1 pseudogene is annotated in these 1,746 nt (G+C 69.4%); it reads left to right on the top strand.

Annotated elements, in window-relative coordinates:
- Nucleotides 1-1,589, top strand: a pseudogene (gene mutS / locus ACDELDRAFT_RS22180) (DNA mismatch repair protein MutS); the annotation flags it as partial.
- Nucleotides 1,590-1,746 lie beyond the last annotated feature (157 nt).

The following is a 1,746-nucleotide window of genomic DNA, read 5'->3' as shown; positions in this document are numbered from 1 at the left end:
GGTGCCAGCCAGGCCCCCTGGAGCGCACTGCGCGAGCAGCTCAAGGGCGTGAGCGACGTGGAGCGCATCACCGCGCGCACCGCGCTGCGCCAGGTGCGCCCGCGCGAGCTCGTGGCGCTGGGCAAGACGCTACAAAAAGCAGAGCTGCTCGCGCAGAACGGACAAGCGCCAGAACCCTATTTGGCCCAAATCTTCAGCCATTTGCAGCCGCCCGAGGGCTGCACGGAGCTGCTGCGGCGCGCCATCGACGAGGAACCCGCCGCGCTGGTGCGCGACGGCGGCGTGATCGCCAGCGGCTTCGACGCCGAGCTGGACGAGCTGCGCGGCATCCAGAGCAACTGCGACGCCTTCCTGCTCGACCTGGAAACGCGCGAGAAGGCGCGTACCGGCATCCCCAACCTGCGCGTGCAGTTCAACAAGGTGCACGGCTTCTACATCGAAGTCACCGGTAGCCATCTCGACAAGGTGCCGGGCGACTACCGCCGCCGCCAGACGCTGAAGAACGCCGAGCGCTTCATCACGCCCGAGCTCAAGGCCTTCGAGGACAAGGCCCTGTCTGCCAACGAACGCGCCCTGGCGCGCGAGAAGTGGCTCTACGAGCAGGTGCTGGACCAGCTCCAGCCGCACATCCCGCGGCTCACCCGCCTGGCGCATGCCCTTGCCACGCTGGACGGGCTGTGCACCCTGGCCGAACGCTCGCTCACGCTCGGCTGGTGCGCGCCGCAGTTCGTGAACGAGCCCTGCATCGAGATCGAAGCCGGCCGCCACCCCGTGGTGGAGGCGCGTCTGGCCGAGACATCGAGCGGCGCCTTCATCGCCAACCACACGCGCCTGAACGCCAACACGCGCATGCAGGTCATCACCGGCCCCAACATGGGCGGCAAGTCAACCTACATGCGCCAGGTGGCGCTCATCGTGCTGCTGGCCAGCATGGGCAGCCATGTGCCCGCCGCCAGCTGTCGCCTGGGGCCCATCGACGCCATCCACACGCGCATCGGCGCGGCCGACGACCTGGCCAACGCGCAATCGACCTTCATGCTGGAGATGGTGGAGGCCGCGCAGATCCTGCACGCCGCCACGCCACACAGCCTGGTGCTGATGGACGAGATCGGCCGTGGCACCAGCACCTTCGACGGCCTGGCCCTGGCCAGCGGCATCGCCACGCACCTGCACGACAAGACCCGCGCCTTCACACTGTTCGCCACGCACTACTTCGAGCTGACCGAACTGCCCGCCAAGGCGCGCCACGCCATCAACATGCACGTGAGCGCGGCGGAAAGCGGCTCCGACATCGTCTTCCTGCACGAAATCCAGCCCGGTCCGGCCAGCCGCAGCTACGGCATCCAAGTGGCCAAGCTGGCCGGCATGCCCGCCCCGGTGCTGCACCACGCGCGCCACGCGCTGGCCGCGCTGGAAGAGCGCGCGGACGAGGGCGAGCTGCAGGTGGACCTGTTCGCCCCGCCCCCGCGCCCGAGGTGTCGGCACCAAGCCCGGTGGAGGCCACGCTGGCCACCATCCACCCGGACCAGCTCAGCCCACGCGAAGCGCTGGATGCGCTGTACCAGCTCAAGAAGCTGGCGGGGCATTGAGGCCGATAAACACCACCGCCTTGCATTCCCAGGAGACCGGCATGCGCCCCTGCCCCGCGACACCGGAAGACATCGGCGCCGGCGCGGACCGCCCGGTGGACATGCATGCGCCCGAGGTGCCGCCTTCGGTGCGCGCCAGGGTGCTGGCCATGGCCCA

This window comes from Acidovorax delafieldii 2AN (assembly GCF_000175235.1).
GTDB lineage: Bacteria > Pseudomonadota > Gammaproteobacteria > Burkholderiales > Burkholderiaceae_C > Acidovorax > Acidovorax delafieldii_B.
This window is presented reverse-complemented; position numbering and strand designations above follow the sequence as displayed.